Below are 20,996 nucleotides of genomic sequence, written 5' to 3'. Positions count from 1 at the left end.
ATGCATGATGGTTTTCTCGTTGGAGCATGATTTCGGGACAAACGAGATCGTTTGTCCGAGAAAACCGGATACCACTTTTCGCGATCATGCTTAGGCTCCAAACGGGCGCAGCAGCGCCCGTGAAATGATGTGGCGCTGGATCTCGGACGTGCCTTCCCAGATACGCTCGACGCGCGCGTCGCGCCAGATACGCTCCAGCGGCAGATCGTCCATCAGCCCCATGCCGCCATGGATCTGGATCGCTTCGTCGGCGACGAAAGCAAGCATTTCGGTGGCCTTCAGTTTGGCCATGGCCATGTCCTGATCGGTGACGGTGCCCTGATCGTACTTCCAGCCGGCTTCGAACACCATCAGGTCAGCCGCCTTCAGTTCCGTCGCCATGTCGGCAAGCTTGAACGACACGCCCTGGAACTTGCCGATCTGCTGGCCGAACTGTTGGCGCTGCGCGGCATATTCGACAGCATGGCCCAGTGCGCGCTCGGCGCGGCCGAGACAAGTGGCGCCGACCTGCAGCCGGGTGGCGCCGAGCCAGGAATTGGCGACGTCAAATCCCTTGTGGACCTCGCCGAGCACTTGGCTGGCGGGAAGCCGGCAATCATCGAATTCGAGGATGGCGTTGGTGTAGCCGCGATGCGAGACGTTGCGATAGCCGTCGCGCACGGCAAAGCCCTTGGTGCCCTTGTCGACGAAAAAGGCGGTGATCTTCTTGCGCTTGCCGCGCGGTGAATCCTCTTCGCCCGAGGCCATGAAGACGATGGCGAAATCAGCGAGATCGGCATGGCTGATGAAGTGCTTGGTGCCGTTCAGCACCCAGTCGTCGCCATCCTGCACCGCGGTCGCCTTCATGCCGCGCAGATCGGAACCGGCGCCCGGCTCGGTCATCGCCAGGCAGTCCCATTTCTCGCCACGGATGCAAGGGAACAGATATTTTTCGCGCTGCTCCGGCGTACCGGCCAAAAGGATGTTGGAAGGCCGCGCCACGCAGGTCCAATGCAGGGCATAGTTGGCGCGGCCGAGCTCCTTTTCATAAAGCAGCCAAGTCACCGTATCGAGCCCGGCGCCACCGACGTCCGCCGGCATGTTGGCGGCGTACAGGCCGGCTTCGATCGCCTTGACCTTGATCTCCTCGATCAGTTCGCGGCGCAGCACTCCGGTGCGCTCGACCTCGCGCTCATGCGGATAAAGCTCGTTTTCGACGAAGGCTCGCGTCGTCTCGACGATGAGCTTCTGTTCCTCCGACAGCCCGAAATCCATGGGTCAGCCCTTCTTCTTGCCGGTCTTTTTCTTCGGCTTGCTTGCCTTGGCCTTCTCTGCCGCCTTGGAGGCGGTCGGCTTCTTCGCCGCCAGCTTGGCCAACTGCTTGGTATAGTCCTTGTGCAAGGCGCCGGCGCCCCAGCCCTTGCCTTTGTTCTGCTTCGACAGCGCGTCCATGATCGCGACCAGATTGTCGTCGCGGATCTTTTCCAGCTCGCGGATCGACAGCCCATGCGCCTGGTCGTCCGACTGCGTTGCGATCAGGTCGACCAATTCGTCGTTGAACTCTGGCACGTCCATCAGCTTGGTCCACGGCCATTTCAGGCACGGGCCGAACTGCGCCATGAAGTGGCGCATGCCGGCCTCGCCGCCGGCGACGCGATAGACCTGGAACATGCCCATCTGCGCCCAGCGCAGGCCGAAGCCATAGCGCATGATGTCGTCGAGTTCCTCGACCGTGCAAATGCCGTCCTTGATCAGCCACAGCGCCTCGCGCCATGCCGCCTCGAGCAGGCGGTCGCCGACGAAGGCTTCGATTTCCTTGCGGATGACGACCGGTTTCATGCCGATCGAGGCGTAGATCTCCTTGGCGACTTCGATTGCTTCGGGAAAGGTCTGCTCGCCACCGACGATCTCGACCAGCGGCAGCAGATAGACGGGGTTGAACGGATGGCCAACGACCAACCGCTCAGGGTGCTTCTTCATCGCCACCTGCATGTCGGTCGGCTTGATGCCGGAGGTGGAGGAACCGACAATGGCGTTGGCAGGCGCATGGGCATCGATCTCGGCCAGCACGCGGTGCTTGAGGTCGAGTCGTTCCGGCACGCTTTCCTGGATGAAATCGGCGTCGGCCACCGCCTCGGCGATGGTCTTGGCGAAGGTCAGCCGGCCCTCTTTCGGCAGGCCGCCGGGCACCATCTGCTTATAGGCGCGGCGCGCTCCCTTCATCACTTCGCTGACCTTGCGCGACGCCTCCGGATCGGGATCGAAGATCGAAACGTCGATGCCGTTGAGCAGCAGGCGCGCCACCCAGCCGGCGCCGATGACACCGCCGCCGATGGCGGCCGCCTTGTTGATGATGCTCATGCTTAAGCTCCGGTTCTCTTGGTGGCGGTTTCAGAATCGAGGAGGGGCACGCGCTCGCCGGCGCGGATCACGGACGGGTCATAGGCCTTGCGGGCAAAGACTTCGAGCACGGACGGCCGGAAGAATTCGATTGGCAGCGTGTCATAGTCGGGGTCGAAACTCGACTGGTCCCAGCGTTCGCAAAACGCATCGCAATCGTCGAAATAGGCGTTGCCGGCGAAGCGGTCGCGGGCGTGGCGGTCGCCGCCAAGATGATGGGCATAGTAGAGCCGCTGGAAGTCGCCATGCTTCTCCACCACCCATGTGCATTGCTCGCGCACGAACGGTTTCAGGATCGAAGCGGCGTATTCATCGTGATTGTAGGGCGCGTAGATGTCGCCGATGTCGTGCAGAAGCGCGCAGGCGATCCAGTCGGTGTCGGCGCCATCGCGCCAGGCGCGGGTCGCCGCCTGCAGCGAATGGCCGAGCCGGGTGATCTTGTAGCCCGACAGGCCTTCATCGAGCTGGACCAGCGCGTCGAGCAGCCGCTCGCCGGTCTTCGCCGCATAGTCGATCTCATGCGCGGTCAGGAACTCGTAGTCCTGCCTGTCGCCATCCTTCATCGCCGTGAACTTGACGGTAGTCATGCCGACCTCCCAGCGATTGAGTTATGCCGCTATCGGCGCCCGCTTGGTCAGGTTCAGCTTCTTGCGCACTTCTTCGGGCCCGAGGATCCTGGCGCCCAGATTGGTGACGATACTGGCGGCGCGCTCGACCAGCTGCGCATTGGTTGCCAGCACGCCCTTGTCGAGCCACAGATTGTCTTCCAGCCCGACGCGGACATTGCCGCCGGCAAGCACCGCTGCGGCTGCATAGGCCATCTGGTTGCGGCCGATGGCAAAGGCCGACCAGTTCCAGGTCGACGGCACATTGTTGACCATGGCCATGAAGGTGTTGAGGTCGTCAGGCGCACCCCACGGCACGCCCATGCAGAGCTGCACCAGGGCATCCGGGTTCAGCACCTTTTCCTCGACCAGCTGCTTGGCGAACCACAGATGGCCGGTGTCGAAGGCCTCGATCTCCGGTTTGACGCCGAGCGACGTCATCATGCCTCCCATGGCGCGCAACATGCCGGGCGTGTTGGTCATGACATAGTCGGCCTCGGCGAAATTCATGGTGCCGCAGTCGAGCGTGCAGATTTCCGGCAGGCACTGGCGCACATGTTCCATGCGGTTGGTGGCGCCGCCCATGTCGGTGCCTTTTTCATTCAAAGGCAGCGGTGCTTCGGGCGAACCGAACACCATGTCGCCGCCCATGCCGGCGGTCAGGTTCAGGATGACGTCGACGTTTGCCGCGCGGATGCGCTCGGTCACTTCGCGGTAGAGATGCACGTCGCGACGAGGTTTGCCTGTTTCGGGGTCGCGCACATGGCAATGCACGATCGCGGCACCCGCCTTGGCCGCGTCGATGGCCGAATCGGCGATCTGCTTGGGCGAGCGCGGCACATGCGGGCTGCGGTCCTGCGAGCCACCGGACCCGGTCACGGCACAGGTAATGAAGACCTCACGGTTCATCGCGAGCGGCATCGAATTCTCCTCCCAATCGAAACAATCATGCATGCCGCCCAAAAGTGGCAACCGGTTTTGGGACACCGACATGCATAAGAACCAACCAACATTGCCTGACTTGCCGGAAACTGTTTTGCCTTTTACGAAGACTATATGATAAAAAGCGAAAAACCTGACATCTTTCGCGCCGAGAGCCTGCCGCTCAAGGTGACCCTGCTGGTGTTTTCCGGCTCGTCCATCATGTGCGTCGCGTCGGCAGTCGATCCCTTGCGCGCCGCCAACCGCATCTCCGGCGAGACCCTCTTCGATTTCAAGCTGGTCTCGGTGACTGGCGAGGCTCCAGTCACCACGTGCGGCCTGCCGGTGGCGGTAAGTGGCCGCTTCGACGCGGCCGATCCAACCGACGTGCTTGTCGTCGTCGCCGGCTTCGGCACCCAGAACTACGCAACGTCGGCTCTGCTTTCAGGCTTGCGACGGGCGGCACGGACGGCGCGGGCCTGCGGCGGCGTCGAGGCCGGCACCTGGCTGGTGGCGCGCGCCGGCCTGCTGGAAGGGCGCAGCGCCACCACCCACTGGGAGGATATGGAGGACTTTTCGTCGGCCTTTCCCTGCGTAGATGTCCGCCCCGACCGTTATGTCATCGACGGACCGGTCTTCACCTCTGGCGGCGCGTCGCCGACCTTCGACCTGATGCTGCATCTCATTCGCACGCGCCTTGGCATGGCGGTGGCGCTCGATGTCGCCAGCGTCTTCATCTACGACCAGGCACGCGCCGCCACAGATGCCCAGCCGTTGGTCTCGCTCGGCCGGCTCGATGGCTACGATCCACGGCTGGCGCAAGCCATCCGACTGATGGAATCGCATGTCGACCAGCCGCTGACCATAGAAGCGGTGGCCAAGCGCGCCGGCGTGACGGCGAGAACCCTGGAAAGCATTTTCCGCAAGTCGATCGGCGAGACGCCGGGCGCCTACTATCTCAGGCTTCGGCTGGGGGCGGCGCGCCGGCTGGTGGTCGACACCCGGGTGGCGATGGCCGATATTGCCGGGCGGACAGGATTTTCGTCCGCTGCGGCGTTTTCGAGGGCGTTTTCACGGGCTTTCGGCGAAGCGCCAGTCAGAGTACGGCGCGGTTGGTGAGTATCCAGTCGGTCGCGGCGGCGAGGTCATCTACCACCGCCGTGGGCGCCGGATTGAAACGTGTTTCGTCGTTTGGGCGATACTTGCCTGTCCGCACAAGCAGCGCCGCACCAAGCCCGGCGCGCAGCGCGCCGGCGACATCGCTCTCGGCATCGTCGCCGACCATGACCGCATCGGCGGCCGAGCAGTTCATATTGGCAAGCGCCGAAAGAAAGAAGTCCGGTGACGGCTTGCCGAGCACGACAGGGCTTCGGCCACTGGCGAATTCGAGGGCGGCAACGAAGGCGCCTGTGTCGAGGCTAAGCAGACCGTCTGCATCCTTGAAGGTGCGATTGGTGGCGAGCGCCACAAAATCAGCGCCGGCCACCAGCTCGCGGAACGCCCGGTTGAGCCTGGCATGATCGAAGGCTTCGCCTGCATCTCCGACGATGACGGCCCGCCCATTTGCACCGCCCAGTCCGGAAAACTCAGGCTCCAGGTTGGGATGGACGAGCAGATGCGGTGTGAGGCCGTGCCTGCGCAGCCATTCGACGGCGGCACGCGCCGGCGTCAGCAATTCCTCTTCTCCAACCTCGACGCCGAGGGCGGTAAGTTGCGCGATGATTGCCTTGTGTGTTGAGCGAGTTGTGTTGCTGACAAAGCGGAGCGGCAAGCCCGCATTGCGCAGGCGATTGATTGCCGAGACAGCGCCCGCTATCGGGGTGTCGCCATTGTAGACGACACCCAAAAGGTCCAGAAGCACCGCGCGTACCATCGGCGAAGGATGACGAAACAGGCTCCGTTCGTCAAACCACAGGGACCTTCAAGCGACATCGCGGTTTTCGTGGACAATGCGCGAGCGCATGCTCTTGGCCAGCACCGTTTCAAGTCGCGCTGCAACCGCGCGATCCCATTCGTTTGTGCGCTGCGTGCCGTCTTTCGGATGCGGCATTGCCATCAGCCGGTCGATGATCGATCCGGCCTCGCCAGGTGAGAGCAGGGCGTCGATTTCACGTTCGTTCTGCATATCGGTTCGCCTCCTTCTTCCTTCCCGCCACGAGCCAGTCTTATACGAGATACGTGACGGCAGTTTGAAGGCAAGAGCGAGGTCATTGAAGGGCGGTAGAGGGCAGAACCGTGTCGTCGGAGCCAGCCTTGCGCAAAGTCGTTCCCGCGTCTGGCCAGGCCAGGTCGGAGACGTCTACAGCCGCTTCTCGAACAGCACGGTGGTGAAGCCTCTGTCCCATTCGTCGTCGGGGTAGCGATCTTTCTCGACATAGCCAACCGCTTTGTAGAGCGTCTGGCTGCGCAGATTGAACGTGTCGGTTTCCAGCCGCGCCTGCGCAAATCCGGCGGCAGCGATCGCCTGTTCGGCATGGGAAAGCAGCTTGCGGCCAACGCCTTGCCCTTGGCGCGACGCCATGACGTGCAGGGCTTCGATAAAGTCCGCACGCCAATGGATTAGGCCTGCGACGTCGCCATCGATCTCGGCAACGGCAAATTCCGGCCAGCTCTGGTCGACGTAGCGCCCGCCAATATCCAATTCGACGTAGCGCTGCGCCGATTTCTGGGTGATGTTCGGCAGCCAGGTGCCTTGGAATGTTTCCTGCAGCACCTGCTTCAACGCCGGGATGTCGGTTGCCTGCGCCCGGCGCACGATGATTCGATCCTCTGCCATCTCCTCCTCCTGCCAGCCGCCGCGTCGCCTTTTCGGCGGCGCGGCACCTTGAACTCGCACAGGCCAACAAAGATCCGTGACTAGCAGAAGGCGATCACGGCTGCTTTCAGCCAGAGGTGGTGGATGTCGGTCCAGAGATCAGGCTTCACACGTACCGGTTGACGATGTTTTCCAGCAGCTCCTGGCGGCCGGACCTTGGCTGCGGCTCGATCTTCTTCTTGACGACGCGCTCGGCGATGTCTTCCAGCGTGCGCTTGCCGGCAAGCATCGCCTTGCCCTCGGCCGTGTTCCAGCCGGCGTAGCGCTCTGCCAGCGGCGCCGACAGCGCCTTGTCCTCTACCATGCAAGCCGCGGCTTTCAGGCCGCGCGCGCACGAATCCATGCCGATGTGGCCGATCAGCAGATCCTGGGGGTCGAGCGACTGGCGCCGCAGCTTGGCGTCGAAATTGGTGCCACCAGTCTTGAAGCCGCCGGCCTGTAGGACCTGGTAGTAGGCCAGCGCCATTTCCGGCACGTTGTTGGGGAACTGGTCGGTATCCCAGCCCGACTGGTAGTCGTTGCGGTTCATGTCGATCGAACCGAAAATACCGAGCGCATTGGCCAGCGCCAGCTCGTGCTCGAAGGAATGGCCGGCCAGGATGGCGTGGCCCTGCTCGATGTTGACCTTGACCTCCTTCTCCAGCCCGAAGCGCTTGAGGAAGCCATAGACCGTCGCGACATCATAATCGTACTGGTGCTTGGTCGGCTCCTGCGGCTTCGGCTCGATCAGGATCGTGCCCTTGAAGCCTATCTTATGCTTGTAGTCGACGACCAGGCTGAGGAAGCGGCCGGCCTGTTCCTGCTCGCGGGCGAGGTCGGTGTTGAGCAGTGTCTCATAGCCCTCGCGGCCGCCCCACAGCACGTAATTCTCGCCCTTCAGCCGCTTGGTGACGTCGATGCAGCTTTTCACCGTCGCCGCCGCATAGGCAAACACATCCGGATCGGGATTGGTGGCGGCGCCCGACATGAAGCGGCGATTGGAGAACAGGTTCGCCGTGCCCCACAAGAGCTTGACGCCGGTCTGCTTCATCTTGGTGGCGAAATAGTCAGCGATCTCGTCGAGGCGTGCCGCACTTTCGGAAAAGTCCTTGCCCTCGGGCCGCACATCGGCGTCGTGGAAGCAGAAATAGGGCGCGCCGAGCAGCGAGAACATTTCGAAGGCGACATCGGCCTTGAGCTTCGCCAGTTCCATCGTGTCGACGCCGCCCGCTTTCGGGAACCACGGACGGTCGAAGGTCTGCCCGCCGAACGGGTCGCCGCCCGGCCAGGCGAAGGAATGCCAGTAGGCGACGGCGAAACGCAGATGGTCTTCCAGCCGCTTGCCGGCCACCACCTCGTCGGGATTGTAAAACCGGTAGGCCAGCGGATTGGTCGAATCCGGCCCCTCATACTTGATCTGTTTGATGTCGCCGAAAAATCCGCTGCTCATGATCTTTGTCCTCTCTCGAATAGTTCGCCCTGATTACCTCAGGCGTAATTGGTTTCGTTCTTCCGCCGGTCGAAAAGGCTCATGTCAAAACCGTCAAACGAAGGAGACAGACCATGACCGACCTCATCAAGATCGCCGAAGGCTACATCAGCGCCTGGAACGAGAGCGACGCGGATCGCCGGGCCGAATTGCTCAAGGCGACCTTCACCGAAGACGTCAGCTATCGCGATCCGCTGATGCAGGGCGACGGCCATGCAGGCGTCGCGGCTCTGATCGACGGCGTGCAGCAGCGCTTTGCCGGCTTCCGGTTCTCGCTGAAGGGCACGCCGGACGGTTTTGCCGACACCATCCGCTTCTCGTGGAACCTTGGCCCGGAAGGCACTCCCTCCATCATCGAAGGCACCGACATCGGTGTCATCGAGAACGGCCGCCTGAAGAACGTCACTGGCTTTCTCGACAAGGTGCCGGCGCAATAACGCCGCCCTGGCAGACCGCGGCGTGGGCGAGAACGCAGTCACGCCGTGGCCACCTTGATCGCCGGATACAGCGCCCGGTAGCGCTGATAGGCATCGGCATAGACGCCGCCGAGTGCCACATCCGGTTCGATGGTTGCATCCGTCCTGGGTGCCGTGCAGATGCTGAGCGGATCGGCACCCGTCTGCGCGAGCAGGCCAAGCCGCGCCGCGCCGAAGGCGGCGCCGAAATCGCCATCGGCGGGAATATCGACGGGCAGGCCAAGCGCGGTGGCGATCGCTTTCAGCCAGTAGCGCGACCGCGAACCGCCGCCGATCGCCGTCACCCGCGTCAAGGTCGTGCCGGCTGTGGCGAGTGCCTCGAGACTGTCGCGGAAGGCAAAGGCAACGCCTTCGAGCACGGCCTGCGTCAGCACCACGCGGCTCGATTCATGCGCCAATCCGGTGAACGCGCCGCGGATGGCGGCATCATTGTAGGGCGTGCGCTCGCCCGACAGATAGGGCAGGAAGGACACGCCGCTCGGCGCCTTCAGCGTATCGCCGAGCTCGGCGGTCAGTTCGCCCGCGCCTTTGCCGGTGATCTCCGCCAGCCAATTCAGCGAATCGGTCGCCGACAGGATGACGCCCATCTGATGCCAGGTGTTCGGAAGCGCATGGCAGAACGTGTGGACGGCGCTTGCCGGGTTGGGCAGATAGGAAGCATTGGCGGCAAACAGCACACCCGATGTGCCGAGCGAGACAAAGGCGTGGCCTGCACCGACCGTGCCCATGCCACATGCCGAAGCCGCATTGTCGCCGGCGCCGCCGGCGATCGGGATGCCAGCCTGCATGCCCCATTTCGAAGCCAGTTCACTGCGCAGGGCTCCGGCCTTCTGTGTGCCCTCGACCAGCGACGGCATCTGCTTCTCGTCGAGCGATGTCGCTGCGAGCAGGTCCGCACTCCAGCGCCGCTTGCCGACATCGAGCCAGGAGGTGCCGGCCGAATCCGACATTTCCGAAATGTGTTCACCCGAAAGCCAGAGCCGAAGGAAATCCTTGGGCAGCAGCACTTTTGCGACCTTGGCGAAGACCGCGGGCTCGTTGTTCTTCACCCAGGCAAGTTTCGGCGCGGTGAAGCCTGGAAAGACGATGTTGCCGGTCAGCTGGCGAAAACGCGGGTCGGCGTCCAGCGCCGCCGCCTCGGCATGGCTGCGCGTGTCGTTCCACAGGATGCAGGGCCGCAGCACCTCGTCGGCGGAATCGAGCAAGGTCGCGCCATGCATCTGTCCCGACAGGCCGATGCCCTTCACCGAGGCGAGCTGGCTTGGGTGGGAAGCCTTCAGCTCGGCAATTGCTTCTTCGCAGGCGCGTATCCAGTGAGACGGATCCTGTTCCGACCAGCCCGGATGCGGCCGCGATACGTCGAGCGATGCGTGACCGGAGCCGATGACAGTCTGCTCGGCATCGATCAGCAGCGCCTTGACGCCCGATGTCCCGAGATCGAGGCCGAGATACATGATTTCCTCCCATGCCATTAATTTTTTCGGATCTCGAAAAAATCTGGCTTGGCCAGTTTTTAAGACAAGATCCGCTTCGGGTCAATTCTCTGACAAATCGGCGGCGCGCCGCGAAAGCAGCACAGACAGCGGACTGTCCGGCCGCGCCATCGAACGCTCGGCCGTGAGCGCCCTGGCGAGCGCGCCGTCGCCGGCCCGCAATGCCGCTTCGATCAGCGTCAGGTCGATGACGTCGCGCTGTGCGTGGCTGCCGCCGAAGCGGTTGGCGATCGCCCGGATCGGCCGTATCAGCTGCACGGTCTCGGTGTAGTTGGCCTCGCCGAATGCCTTGATTGCCAGCGTCAGCGGATGGCCGACATCCCGCGTGAAGGCAGAATTGTCGCCGTTGCCATGCATCGCCTCGCGCTGCGCCTCGAGCAAGGTCCGCGCCGGGGTGTCGAGCCCGGCGCCAACGAAGGCCATCATCGCATGCGCATCGTTGAAGGCATATTCGCCGGCGCCGACCTTGGGCCAATTGGCGGCGAGCGCCGTCCAGCGGTCACCGACATCGATGCCGCCGAGATGCAGCCGCCACAGGATCGCCGACGCATCGACCATGTTCAGCGCCATGGCCGATGGCGTGCCATAGATCGGTCCATCATAGAGCGCCAGCACCTGGTCGGTCTCACCGAGATCGTAGTGGAACAGCGCCAGGTGCCACCAATTGTGCACCTGCAGGAAGCTCTCCCTTGTCCAGGCCTCGGGATTGGCGCGCATCCAGGCGATACCGTCCCTTTGCCGGCTTTGCATTTCCATGACATGCGCGACCGCATGCTGCGCCCAGCCGTCGCGCGGCTCGATCTCGACCGCCGCGCGGCCAAGCATTTCGGCCCTGGTGTAGTCGCCCATTTCCTCCAGCCCGAAGGCCTGCATGCCGAGAATGCCATGATAACCGGGCATATCGCTCCGCCAGGACGGCAAAGCGCGGGCGATGCGGTCACGCAACATGCGCGCATTGCCTGTGAAGAAGTCGATCTGGTGCCCGACCTGTAGTGCCAGCGCGTCGAGCGGGGTCTCGATGGCTATATCCTCGAGAATCCTGGCGGCGTCATGCCAGCGCCCGTTGGCGAGGTGGCCGAGGGCCAAGACATGCGCCTCTTCGCGCGTCGTCGCGGCGAGCGGCAGCGCCGCCTCGTGGCAAGCCCTGGCTACCGCCGTCGCGTCACGCTCGGTGGCGAGGCCGAAGAGATAGCCCTTGAAGACATGCGCCATGACGAAACCGGGATCCGCCGATATGGCACGGTCGATGGAGGCGACGGGATCGCCGATGAAGCACAGCAGTTCACGCACGGCCTGGCTGTAGGGCGCGAACCCCGCCTCCGTTGCGCCCGAAAGTGTTAGATCCAATGCGTCCCTGATGGCCATGCAATGTCCTTTGATCRGCTTGCGATGAGCCTCGATCCTTCGGCCCAAGGCGATCCTAAAGCATGGGCCACAGACTCGCCAACCGGTACATTTTCCAGGGCAATCTCGGCTTCAGCGTCAAACGGTGAAGCCGAAATTCTCCATTGTCCCTAATTGCCCGAACGCATCGCCACCGTGGCGATGCCGGCGCCGACCAGCAGCGTGCCGCCGGTCCGGTTGAAGATGCGGATCGCCTTGGGATTGCGCACGACGTTGCGTGCGCGCGCCGCGATAAGCGCATAGCCGAAGGCATTGGCGAAGGCGAGCGCCAGGAAGGTCGTCTCGAAGATCAGCATCTGCGTCCAGAAATCGGCATGCCGGTCGAGGAACTGCGGCAGGAAGGCGACGAAGAAGGTGATGCTTTTCGGGTTGAGCGCGGTGACCAGCCAGGCATGCGCCATCATCTTGGCCGAGGACACCACGTCGGTGCGTGGTTCGGCTTTCAGCGCGCCGCCGGCGCGAAACAGTTTCACGCCGAGATAGATCAGATAGCCGGCGCCGATCAGCTTCAGGACGGTGAAGACGGTGGCCGAAGCGGCCAGCAGCGCGCCGATGCCCAGCATCGACAGCGTCATGGCGGTGAAGTCGCCGAGCGCCACGCCGACCGCCATCGGCAAGGCGGTACGCCAGCCTTGGCCCAGCGCGTAGGACACGACCAGAAGGATGGTCGGACCTGGAATGATGAGAAGGATCGTCGATGCGGCAGTGAAGGCGGCCCAGTTTTCGAAGGACATGCTCGTCTCCTTTGAGCGTAAAGAAGAGGATAAATCCTTGGCAGCGGGAGAATGTAAAGGGTGATTCCCTAATTTCGCCAACGGCAGGTCGGTGTCAGTTCGCGCCGCTCAGCGTGTTCACGATATCGGCCAGGCTGACATCGGCACAGAGAACGATTGCTGCTGCGGCAATGGCCGCGGCAAAAAGCTTGATGTCGGTTTTTAAGGTCTTGCACATGGGTCCCCCTCGGTAGCCGCCTGGGGGGTAGGAAGCGCCGGCGCCGGGAATATGACCTGACGGAGACCTTTTTGTGCAGCAGCCCTTCGGTCGGCGGTCGGGCGGCGGCTCGAACGCCAGCAAGGCAGCGCGCAAACGCAGGCTGCGCAAGGCCTTCACGCTTTATCAACCATGAATGATGAAAATGCGTTTCATCCGGCCGGACCGTGCTTCCCGCCGACAGCGTAGGGTTTGGGTATATGCGTGAGTTGCCGCAAGGTCTGATGCCGCCGCGAAATGGCGACGCAATCGAAACCGATCATCATCTTTCCCGTCGCGCCATCCTGTCCGGCGCAGGGGCGCTGGCTTTGCTCAGTGCTGCCGGCTGCTCGACCTCGGGCGGCGGTCTGCCGGTGCTGGATCTCGACGACACGGTCACCGGCTCAGTGCCGATCCGGCCAAGCATCAGCGTTGACAAGCACATCACCAGCCCCGACCTGATGTATGCGGGGCTGACCGATGGCGGCTTCAACGTGCCGGAAGTGCCCTATCTGAAGGTCAAGCCGGAATTCCGCCGCCAGATCGTGGTCGACAYGACCGGCGAGGCGCCCGGCACCATCGTCGTCCATCTGCAGGAGCGCATGCTCTATCTCGTCCAGCCGGGCGGTGAAGCCATCCGCTACGGAGTCGGCATTGGCAAGGACGGCTTCCGCTGGTCCGGCCGCGCCAACATCCAGTACGGCAGGGAATGGCCGACCTGGACGCCGCCGCCCGAAATGATCGCCCGCAAGCCGGAACTGGTGAAATGGCAGGCCGGCCAGCCCGGCGGTCTCACCAACCCGCTTGGCGCCCGGGCGCTCTATATCTATCAGGACGGCAAGGACACCGGCTATCGCATCCACGGTTCGCCCGAATGGTGGAGCATCGGCCAAGCGATGTCTTCGGGCTGCGTGCGCCTGATCAACCAGGACATCATCGACCTCTACAGCCGCGTCTCCAAGAAAAACCCGGTCGTCGTCATGTGATCCTGCCGGCCGCCGGCGCGGCCGCTTCTCTTTCTGTTCGAGCATGATCTCTGGCGAAAGCCGGTTCCCACCCTCGGGCCGGGGGCATGCTTTTCGGGATCATGCTCTGGTTCTCCCGTTGCGCGATGGCGAAAGACAGGCGAATGTGCCTACGAATTTCATCGCTCGGGAGACGTCAGGAATGGCCGGAACTTTCGTTATCGCGCAGGGCGGCGGCCCGACCGCCGTCATCAACCAGACGGTGGTCGGAGCGACGCTGGAGATCCGCAAGCGGCATCCCGGCGCCAAGGTGCTGGGCTCCATTCACGGCGTGCGCGGCATTCGTGACGGCAACTATGTCGACCTCTCCGCCATCCCGGAAGACCGGCTGCGGCTGATCGCCGGGACGCCAAGTGCGGCCCTTGGCTCGACGCGCGACAAGCCGGACGCCGCCTATTGCGAGGTCATCCTGAACGGGCTGAAGAAGGCCGGCGCCGACGCCTTCATCTACATCGGCGGCAATGACACATCCGGCACGCAGCAGATCCTGACCGACGCCGCCGGCGGCACGATCGCTTTCGTCCATGCGCCGAAAACCATCGACAATGATCTCGAGGAGAACGACCACACGCCGGGCTTCATCTCGGCGGCCGAGTTCGTCGCTGGCGCCTTCCTGTCCGTCGACCTCGATTTCCGCGCCCTGCCCGGCATCTATGTCGGCATCGTCATGGGCCGTCACGCCGGCTTCCTCACGGCCGCCGCCGCGGCCTGGCAACTCGACGCCGACAGCGGCCCACACCTCGTCTACGTGCCGGAGCGCCCGTTCTCCGCGGCCGGCTTCATCGACGACGTGCGCGCCACGCTCGACCGCCACAAGCGCTGTATCGTCGCCGTGTCGGAAGGTGTCAGCACCGCCGATGGCAAGGCGCTGGTCGAAAGCCTGGTGCCGCCGGAGAAGCTCGAGCGCGACGCGCACGGCAACGTCAAGCTGTCGGGCAGCGACCTGCCGGCCGCGCTCGAGCGCGCGCTGGCCGAAGGCCTGCCCGGCAAGCGGGCCCGCGTCGATGCACTCGGCTACATGCCGCGCGGCTATGTCGGCGCCATCAGCGCTGTCGACGCGCAGGAGGCATTCGATGCCGGCGCCTTTGCGGTCAGCGTCGCCGAACAGGGCGGCGGCTCGGTGGCGCTGCAATATGACGGCGCCAAAACGGTGCTGAAGAAGGTGCCGCTGAAGAACGTCGCCGGCAAGACCCGCCATATGCCCGACGATTTCATGAAGCCCGATGTCAATCAGCTGTCCGAGGCCGGCATGGCCTATCTCAAGCGGCTGGTGCCTGAAAAATACAAGGTCGGGAAGCCGTTCGTCTGATGCCGGCTTGTACGTGATGCCGGGCTCACACGTGATGCCGGGCTCACACTTGATGCCGGGCTGGTTCAGCAAGAGCATCGTGGACGAGAAGACGACGATGCTGACCGAGCCGTTCGTGCACGAATACGTGCGCGCCAATATCTGGCATCTGCGCGGGCGCGATGTCGACCTTCTGGTCGACACCGGCATGGGCATCTGTCCGCTGGCGCCGGAGATCGAGTTGTCCGACGGCAAGCCGCTGCTCGTCGTCGCAACCCATATTCATCTCGACCATGTCGGCTCGCTGCACGAGTTCCCGTTGCGGGCCGGGCCAAGGATGAGTGCCGCGCAGTTCGAGACCATGGATGACGCCGCGACCTATGCCTACATGTTCCGCGACCTTGAGGGTGCCGTCTCGAAACTGCCCGCGCCGGGCTGGAAGGCAGCCGATTACAGGATCCCCTCAGCGCCATTGACGCGAACCCTTGACGAGGGCGACGTGATCGATCTCGGCGACCGTCAGTTTCGCGTGCTGCACCTGCCCGGACATTCGCCGGATTCGATCGCGCTGCTCGACGAGGCCGATGGCCTGTTCTTCAGCGGCGACGCCATCTACGACGACACGTTGATCGACGACCTGCCGGACTCCGATCGAACGGCCTATCGCCGCACGATGCAGCGCCTGCTCGACGTCCCGATCCGCATCGGCCATGGCGGCCACGGGCCGAGCTTCGACGGCAAGCGCATGCAAGACATCGCCACAGCATATCTCGGGCGAACCGACGCGATCTGATCCCTCCGCGGGGCTGGGAAGACCGTCTTGCCGCCACCCCACGACATTGTGACCTGTCGCCGCCTGGAAATTAAATCTTCGTAAGGTCGCCTGAAAACCCTAAATCGGGCCAATCCGCACCCTAGATGCAGGCTGTCGATCCGGTCGGCTGCCATGCAAGGCGAGACGGGCAATCGCGACCCTCGACACGCGGGATGGCCAGTTTCCAAGAGAGGCGGCCACAGCGCAGGATCAACTCTCGCCCGGACAAACGACCATGTCAGATATCATTCGCAGACATCGCGTCGCGGCCTCGCTGGGCGCTGCGCTAATCATATCTCCCTTTGTCATCTCTTTCGCTCAAAGTGCGAGCAACGCCGTTCCGACAACCCAGACACCTGTCGCCGGCATCTCTGCACCCAACGGCTCGTTCGCTCCCATCGTGGCCGCCGACAAGCCCGCGGTGGTGACAGTTACCACCGTCATGAAGGCACAGCCGGAAAGCGCGGACGACGGCATGCCTCTCGGCAACTCGCCGTTCGACGAGTATTTCCGCCAGTTCTTCGGCGACCAGGGCATACCCGCTCCACAGGCCCCGCCGCAGCAGGCTCCGCGTGCCGAAGCGCTCGGTTCAGGCTTCATCGTCGCTGCCGATGGCACCATCGTCACCAACAATCACGTCGTCGATGGCGCCTCTTCCATCAAGGTAACGCTCGACGACGGCACCGAGCTTCCCGCCAAGCTCGTCGGCCGCGATGCCAAGAACGATCTCGCCGTGCTCAAGATCAAATCCGACAAGCCCTTGCCGACCGTCAAATGGGGCGATTCCGACAGGCTGATGACCGGCGACCAAGTGCTGGCAATCGGCAATCCGTTCGGCATCGGCACCACGGTCACGGCAGGCATTGTGTCAGCACGCGGCCGCGATCTGCACAGCGGGCCGTTCGACGACTTCATTCAGATCGACGCGCCGATCAATCATGGCAATTCCGGCGGTCCGCTGGTCGATGTCAGCGGCAMTGTCGTCGGYATCAACACSGCGATCTAYTCGCCCAATGGCGGCAGTGTCGGCGTCGGCTTCGCCATCCCGTCCGACCAGGCCCAGAAGGTGGTCGCCAAGCTGATGAAGGATGGCTCCATCCAGTATGGCTACCTCGGTGTCGACATACAGCCGGTGACGCCGGATGTGGCCAGCGCCATCGGGCTCGACCATCCTGGCGGCGCACTGGTTTCGCAGGTCAATGAAGGCTCGCCGGCTGCGAAGGCCGGCRTCGAGACCGGCGACGTCATCACCRGMTTTGCCGGACAGGATGTGAAGGATCCCAAGGACCTGTCGCGGGCCGTCGCCGATGTCGCGCCGGGCGCCAGGGAGACGCTGGATATCTGGCGCAAGGGCAAGGCCATGGATATTTCCGTCGATGTCGGGCTCAACGGCGACGATGTGAAGACCGCATCCGTGACCGACGGGTCCGGCGCGCCGAGTACCGAGCAGGGCTCGCGCGTCCCGGCAATCGGGCTTGGCCTGATGGACATCACCCCTGATGTCCGCCAGGAGTTGAACCTGGCGGCCAATCAGCATGGCGCCCTGGTCGCAAGCGTCAATCCCGACAAACCGGCCTCGGCCTCGGGCATCCAGCCCGGCGACATCATCGTTGCCGTCAATCAGGCGCCGGTGAAAACCGCCAGGCAAGTGACGCAGGCGATCGCCCAAGCCGGCAAGTCCGGCCGCAAATCGGTGCTTCTGCTGGTCGAGCGCGAGGGCAGCCAGATCTATGTCGCGGTGCCGTTTGCCAATGGCTGACGCCGGGGCGCTGACGTGAAGGCAGCGATCGGCGGGCGCGGCGACGCCGGCCTGCCGATCCTGTCCATCAAGATTTCGGTTGCCCGCCACGTCATCTTCGAGAACATTGCATAAGGCCGATAGTGGCCTGATGCAGGGGGATTGCCGCGATGGTCACCCGAGGGTTTTCTTCAGGACGGCGCCCGCCGATCGACGGCGATGCGCGCATCCCGCCCGGGCAATATCTCGAGCAGGGATTTCCGGTCCTGTCAGCCGGCCCGACGCCGCGGGTGCGCACCGAGGACTGGTCGTTCACGCTGAAGCACGGGCCGCGGCCGATCAAGAAATGGAACTGGGCCGAGTTCAACGCGCTGCCCTTGACCAAGATGACGCGCGACATCCATTGCGTGACCGCATGGACAAAATTCGACACGCCATGGCAAGGCGTGCTTGTTGACGACATCCTCGCCGATGCCGGCATCGAGCCGCCGACCGCCTTCACGCTGGCGCATTCCTTCGACGGCTATTCCACCAACGTGCCGACCAAGGACCTCACCGCCGGCAAGGCGATGGTGGCTCTGCTTTACGAAGGCAAGCCGATCACGCCTGACCATGGCGGCCCGGCGCGGCTGCTGGTGCCGCATCTCTATTTCTGGAAATCGGCCAAATGGCTGAACGGCCTGCAGTTCACCGAGCGCGATGAGCCGGGTTTCTGGGAATTGCGCGGCTATCACATCTATGGCGACCCTTGGCGCGAGCAGCGCTACACGAACGATCCATGAGCGACGCTGCGGCAGTGCAATCGCCCTGGCAGACAGTCAGGATCGTCCGTATCGAAAAGCGCACGCCGCRTGTCACCAGCTTCTTTTTCCAGCCATCGCGGCCTTTCACCTATCTTGCCGGTCAGCATGTCGACGTCAGGCTGACGGCGCCGGACGGCTATCAGGCGCGCCGCTCTTATTCCATTGCCTCCGCGCCCGGAGATGGCGGGGTGATCGAACTGGCGATCGAAAAACTCGACGATGGCGAGGTCTCGCCCTTTTTCCACGACGTCGCAGCAATTGGCGACGAGGTCGAACTGCGCGGGCCGCTCGGTGGGCATTTCATCTGGCCCGATGTCGATGGCGGGCCGGTTTTGCTGGTCGGGGGTGGTTCGGGCGTCGTGCCTTTGATGGCGATGGTCCGTCATCGCGCCAGGCGCAATTCGAGCGTGCCCATCACCCTGGTCCTTTCAGCGCGGATCTGGGACGAGGTGATTTTTCGTGACGAACTGGTTGCCCTCGACGATCGCAAGGACGGCTTCGACCTGGTGCTGACCCTGACGCGCGAAGCCGCACGCCGTCCAGCCGATTATTCGCGGCGGGTGGACGTTGCCATGATGGTGCAATCCATGGCGCACCTGCCCGGACCGCCTGATATCGCCTTCGTCTGCGGCTCCAACGCCTTCGTTTCGGCCGCCGCCCAAGCGCTGATCGATGCCGGCGTCGCAGCGGAGATCATCCGCACCGAGCGCTACGGAGTTTGAACGGACACGGCATTTCGAGAGGTTTCCCGTGTCGTCGTTCTGAGCCTTGGCATCGCCCGCCGGTCACGCCTCGATTTCGAGTGCAGAAAGCGGCTTCGAGCAGCAGGCGAGGATAAAGCCGTCGTCGATTTCGTGATCGAGGATGCCACCATTGTGGCTCATCTCGACATCGCCGGCGACCTTCTTCACCTTGCAGGTTCCGCAGAGGCCGAACTCGCAGGCAGCCGGAATCCGCACACCCGAGGCGCGGGCCGTCTGCAGCACGGTCTGGCCGGCGACGCATTCGGCCTCGACATCCGAAAGCGAAAACCGGATCGGTGTCGCGGCCTCGACGACAATGGCGGGGCCGTCTTCCACCGGCGAGGTGAACGGTGCCGGGATCTCCTCCACGACAGGCGCGGCAAAGCTCTCCTGATGGTACTTCGTCATGTCGAAGCCGGCGGCGTCCAGCATGCCGCGCACCGCGCGCATGAAGGGATCGGGGCCGCAGCAGAAGATTTCACGCTCGCGGAAATCGGGCGCCAGCAAGGGCAGCCGGATCGCGTCGATGCGGCCCATATGGCCAAACCAGCCCTCGCGGCTGGACCGCTCCTCGATCATGAAGCCGAGCGACAGGCCCGGCATGCGGCTGCCGAGCAGTTCGAGCTCCTTGCGGAAAATGATCTCTTCCGGGCGCCGCGCGCAATTGACGAAGCCGACATCGGTCCATGGTGCGCAGTCGTTCAGCCAACGCAGCATCGACATCATCGGCGTCACGCCCGAGCCGGCTGAAATGAACAGGTACTTGGCGGCCGGGTGGCTGTGCAGCGAAAAGTCGCCTGTCGGCCCATAGGCCTTGACGTGCGAGCCCGGCGTCAGATGGTCGAACATCCAGCGTGTGCCGATGCTGCCCGCTTGAGCCTTGATCGTCACCGCGATCGAGAACGGCCGCGATGGCGAAGACGACAGCGTATAGGTGCGCATCAGCGGCCCGTTGGCGGTCGGCAGTTCCAGCGTCACGAACTGGCCCGGCTTGTAGCGGAACCAGGTCTGGTTGTCGGAGCGGAAGGTGAAGGTCTTCACATCAGGCGCTTCGTCGCTGACGCCGATCACTTCCAGCACCTGGAGCCGGTCGTTCCAGGGCGTCATCTGGTCGAGATGGCGATAGAGGCCGAGATCCGTCATCGCATTCATCCTCTTGTCCTCACTCTTGCCCTGTGCATGTCGAGTTCCCAAAACCGCTGCGCACTTTTGGGCGACATGCACTATGCAACGCTGCGCAGCGCCGGCCGGCCGCCTTCGGCAAGGCGCGGGCCGATGACCGACGCGTACCACTCGACGAACTGGATGACGCCACCCTCATGCAGCTCCGAATAAGGGCCGGGCTCGTAGGCAGGCGACAGGATGCCGAAGGCGTTTTCCTCGACGATCCGCCGGTCCTGGTCGTTGGTCTCGGTCCAGACGTGGGTGAGTTCGTCGAGATCGTAATCGATGCCTTCGACCGCATCCTTGTGAACCAGCCATTTGGTCGTCACCGCGGTCTCCGTGGCGCTGATCGGCAACACCCGGAAGGTGACGGCGTGGTCGCCCAGAATGTGGTTCCAGGTCGTCGGATAGTGATAGAGCAGCAAGGAACCGATGCGGTCGGTCGAAACGCTGTCGGACAGGTTCTTCTTGACCGCACGCTTTCCCGTCATCGTGTAGCTGACGGCATCGCGCAGCAGCGGCGCGCGGGTGGCGCGGTACTGTCCGGCCGGATCGATGCGGAATTTGCTCGGCAGGCCGGCCGCTTCGCATTTCGCCCAGTGCGCAAGCATTTCCGGGTCGCTGTCGGCGCCTTGCACGCCGGTCACCGTGGGTGCCTCTGGAAAAGTCTTGCAGAGCTCCGGATGATTGCCGGCGCAATGATAGCACTCGCGGTTGTTTTCCCAGACCAGCTTCCAGTTGCCCTTCTCGACAATGGTCGATTCGAACGCCACCTTGGCCTCGCGCAGCCGGTGCGGCAAAAGGTAGGGCTCGATCATCGCGCGCATCGGTGCGAAATCCGCCGGCTCCTTGGCCAGGCAGATGAAAATGTAGCCGCCGACGCTTTCACAG

General features: G+C 63.6%; 22 protein-coding genes. 8 read left to right on the top strand and 14 right to left on the bottom strand.

Annotation, left to right across the window (positions count from 1 at the left end; all coding sequences use genetic code 11):
- Positions 1 to 90: 90 nt before the first annotated feature.
- Genes ACXJ7R_RS06505 through ACXJ7R_RS06490 form a run of 4 tightly spaced genes read right to left on the bottom strand, consistent with a single transcriptional unit; the run spans position 91 to position 3,905 of the window.
- Positions 91 to 1,254, bottom strand: a complete 1,164-nt coding sequence (locus ACXJ7R_RS06505; RefSeq protein ID WP_457151090.1) for an acyl-CoA dehydrogenase family protein — start codon at positions 1,252 to 1,254, stop codon at positions 91 to 93.
- A gap of 3 nt (positions 1,255 to 1,257) precedes the next feature.
- Complete coding sequence (locus ACXJ7R_RS06500) at positions 1,258 to 2,340, bottom strand: carnitine 3-dehydrogenase (RefSeq protein ID WP_095083111.1); 1,083 nt, start codon at positions 2,338 to 2,340, stop codon at positions 1,258 to 1,260.
- Positions 2,341 to 2,342: 2 nt separating this feature from the next.
- Complete coding sequence (locus tag ACXJ7R_RS06495) at positions 2,343 to 2,966, bottom strand: HD domain-containing protein (RefSeq protein ID WP_457151089.1); 624 nt, start codon at positions 2,964 to 2,966, stop codon at positions 2,343 to 2,345.
- Between the two features lie 21 nt (positions 2,967 to 2,987).
- Complete coding sequence (locus tag ACXJ7R_RS06490) at positions 2,988 to 3,905, bottom strand: 3-keto-5-aminohexanoate cleavage protein (RefSeq protein ID WP_457151088.1); 918 nt, start codon at positions 3,903 to 3,905, stop codon at positions 2,988 to 2,990.
- A gap of 135 nt (positions 3,906 to 4,040) precedes the next feature.
- Between ACXJ7R_RS06490 and ACXJ7R_RS06485 the strand changes: the two genes are divergently transcribed.
- Entirely contained in the window at positions 4,041 to 5,024 is a 984-nt protein-coding gene (locus ACXJ7R_RS06485; RefSeq protein WP_457151087.1) for a GlxA family transcriptional regulator, read from the top strand.
- Here the strand turns inward: ACXJ7R_RS06485 and ACXJ7R_RS06480 are convergent.
- The 4 genes from ACXJ7R_RS06480 to xylA form a co-directional block, all read right to left on the bottom strand.
- Positions 5,002 to 5,766, bottom strand: coding sequence for a TIGR01458 family HAD-type hydrolase (locus ACXJ7R_RS06480; RefSeq protein WP_457151086.1), 765 nt, complete (start codon positions 5,764 to 5,766; stop codon positions 5,002 to 5,004). The two genes, ACXJ7R_RS06485 and ACXJ7R_RS06480, sit on opposite strands and share 23 nt — an antisense overlap.
- A 60-nt stretch (positions 5,767 to 5,826) precedes the next feature.
- Positions 5,827 to 6,030 carry a hypothetical protein gene (locus ACXJ7R_RS06475; protein WP_457151085.1) on the bottom strand — a complete coding sequence of 68 codons (204 nt, stop codon included), beginning with the start codon at positions 6,028 to 6,030 and terminating at the stop codon, positions 5,827 to 5,829.
- 174 nt (positions 6,031 to 6,204) lie between these two features.
- The gene (locus tag ACXJ7R_RS06470) at positions 6,205 to 6,681 is read right to left on the bottom strand and encodes an N-acetyltransferase family protein (RefSeq protein WP_457151084.1); all 477 of its coding nucleotides are present in this window, start codon (positions 6,679 to 6,681) and stop codon (positions 6,205 to 6,207) included.
- Positions 6,682 to 6,826: 145 nt separating this feature from the next.
- Positions 6,827 to 8,149 carry a xylose isomerase gene (gene xylA, locus ACXJ7R_RS06465; protein ID WP_457151083.1) on the bottom strand — a complete coding sequence of 441 codons (1,323 nt, stop codon included), beginning with the start codon at positions 8,147 to 8,149 and terminating at the stop codon, positions 6,827 to 6,829.
- A gap of 113 nt (positions 8,150 to 8,262) precedes the next feature.
- On the opposite strand from xylA, the gene ACXJ7R_RS06460 reads away from it, so the two are divergent.
- Positions 8,263 to 8,625: a nuclear transport factor 2 family protein gene (locus tag ACXJ7R_RS06460; protein ID WP_457151082.1), complete on the top strand. Its 363-nt coding sequence runs from the start codon at positions 8,263 to 8,265 to the stop codon at positions 8,623 to 8,625.
- A 38-nt stretch (positions 8,626 to 8,663) separates the two neighbouring features.
- On the opposite strand, the gene xylB is transcribed toward ACXJ7R_RS06460, so the two are convergent.
- The 4 genes from xylB to ACXJ7R_RS06440 all read right to left on the bottom strand — a co-directional run bounded on the left by xylB (position 8,664) and on the right by ACXJ7R_RS06440 (position 12,671).
- Positions 8,664 to 10,118 (bottom strand): xylulokinase, encoded by a 1,455-nt coding sequence (xylB, locus tag ACXJ7R_RS06455; RefSeq protein WP_457151081.1) that lies wholly within the window; start codon positions 10,116 to 10,118, stop codon positions 8,664 to 8,666.
- A gap of 81 nt (positions 10,119 to 10,199) precedes the next feature.
- On the bottom strand, positions 10,200 to 11,522 hold the full coding sequence (locus tag ACXJ7R_RS06450) for a tetratricopeptide repeat protein (protein WP_457151080.1): 1,323 nt from the start codon (positions 11,520 to 11,522) through the stop codon (positions 10,200 to 10,202).
- 149 nt (positions 11,523 to 11,671) lie between these two features.
- Positions 11,672 to 12,295 (bottom strand): LysE family translocator, encoded by a 624-nt coding sequence (locus tag ACXJ7R_RS06445; protein WP_457151079.1) that lies wholly within the window; start codon positions 12,293 to 12,295, stop codon positions 11,672 to 11,674.
- A 94-nt stretch (positions 12,296 to 12,389) separates the two neighbouring features.
- The gene (locus ACXJ7R_RS06440) at positions 12,390 to 12,671 is read right to left on the bottom strand and encodes a hypothetical protein (RefSeq protein ID WP_457151078.1); all 282 of its coding nucleotides are present in this window, start codon (positions 12,669 to 12,671) and stop codon (positions 12,390 to 12,392) included.
- An 80-nt stretch (positions 12,672 to 12,751) separates the two neighbouring features.
- Between ACXJ7R_RS06440 and ACXJ7R_RS06435 the strand changes: the two genes are divergently transcribed.
- The 6 genes from ACXJ7R_RS06435 to ACXJ7R_RS06410 all read left to right on the top strand — a co-directional run bounded on the left by ACXJ7R_RS06435 (position 12,752) and on the right by ACXJ7R_RS06410 (position 18,920).
- Positions 12,752 to 13,516, top strand: coding sequence for a L,D-transpeptidase (locus tag ACXJ7R_RS06435; RefSeq protein WP_457151077.1), 765 nt, complete (start codon positions 12,752 to 12,754; stop codon positions 13,514 to 13,516).
- 181 nt (positions 13,517 to 13,697) lie between these two features.
- Positions 13,698 to 14,864 (top strand): diphosphate--fructose-6-phosphate 1-phosphotransferase, encoded by a 1,167-nt coding sequence (locus ACXJ7R_RS06430; RefSeq protein WP_457151076.1) that lies wholly within the window; start codon positions 13,698 to 13,700, stop codon positions 14,862 to 14,864.
- 52 nt (positions 14,865 to 14,916) lie between these two features.
- On the top strand, positions 14,917 to 15,636 hold the full coding sequence (locus ACXJ7R_RS06425; RefSeq protein WP_457151092.1) for an MBL fold metallo-hydrolase: 720 nt from the start codon (positions 14,917 to 14,919) through the stop codon (positions 15,634 to 15,636).
- A 256-nt stretch (positions 15,637 to 15,892) separates the two neighbouring features.
- A complete protein-coding gene (locus ACXJ7R_RS06420; RefSeq protein ID WP_457151075.1) occupies positions 15,893 to 17,416 on the top strand; it encodes a DegQ family serine endoprotease in 1,524 nt (507 codons plus the stop codon).
- 149 nt (positions 17,417 to 17,565) lie between these two features.
- A complete protein-coding gene (locus ACXJ7R_RS06415) occupies positions 17,566 to 18,177 on the top strand; it encodes a sulfite oxidase-like oxidoreductase (RefSeq protein WP_457151074.1) in 612 nt (203 codons plus the stop codon).
- Positions 18,174 to 18,920 (top strand): ferredoxin reductase, encoded by a 747-nt coding sequence (locus tag ACXJ7R_RS06410; protein WP_457151073.1) that lies wholly within the window; start codon positions 18,174 to 18,176, stop codon positions 18,918 to 18,920. Before ACXJ7R_RS06415 ends, ACXJ7R_RS06410 begins: the two co-directional genes overlap by 4 nt.
- A 63-nt stretch (positions 18,921 to 18,983) precedes the next feature.
- Here the strand turns inward: ACXJ7R_RS06410 and ACXJ7R_RS06405 are convergent, their stop codons facing one another.
- Entirely contained in the window at positions 18,984 to 20,084 is a 1,101-nt protein-coding gene (locus tag ACXJ7R_RS06405) for a 2Fe-2S iron-sulfur cluster-binding protein (RefSeq protein WP_457151091.1), read from the bottom strand.
- A gap of 80 nt (positions 20,085 to 20,164) precedes the next feature.
- The coding region (locus tag ACXJ7R_RS06400; protein ID WP_457151072.1) for an RHO alpha subunit C-terminal catalytic domain-containing protein at positions 20,165 to 20,996 on the bottom strand (832 nt) is incomplete at its 5' end.

It is taken from the genome of Mesorhizobium sp. P5_C1, from assembly GCF_054049815.1.
This window is presented reverse-complemented; position numbering and strand designations above follow the sequence as displayed.